Origin of the sequence: Paenibacillus contaminans, from assembly GCF_003285015.1 — a bacterium.
Lineage (GTDB): Bacteria > Bacillota > Bacilli > Paenibacillales > NBRC-103111 > Paenibacillus_V > Paenibacillus_V contaminans.
The window spans coordinates 1-305 of record NZ_QMFB01000103.1 but is presented as its reverse complement, the minus strand read 5'-3'; the positions used below and the strand labels follow the sequence as shown (position 1 = coordinate 305).

The following is a 305-nucleotide window of genomic DNA, read 5'->3' as shown; positions in this document are numbered from 1 at the left end:
GTGAAGGTCGATGGCGCGGTGTGGGTGGCCGGCAGGGTGCCGCCCTTGAGCACGATATGGATCAGCGAGGTCGGGTCTTCCGATTGCAGCACCGGATTGCCCGCCAGCGCCGGGAACACCCGGGTGTAGCCGTGGCCGTCGGTACGGTGGCAGGCCGCGCAGTTGTCGATATACACCGCTGCGCCGCGTTGACTGTCGTCGCCGTTCCACAGGGCTTTGGCGGCTTTCTCGTCGTACTGGTGCGGCTGATCGTTCGGATCAACTGCTGGCAGTGACTTGAGGTAGCGGGCAATCGCAGTGAGGTC

1 protein-coding gene is annotated in these 305 nt (G+C 64.9%); it reads right to left on the bottom strand.

What is annotated here, in order from left to right; all coding sequences use genetic code 11:
• A partial coding sequence (locus DQG23_RS41715; protein ID WP_146762497.1) for a c-type cytochrome occupies positions 1–305 on the bottom strand: 305 nt, incomplete at both ends.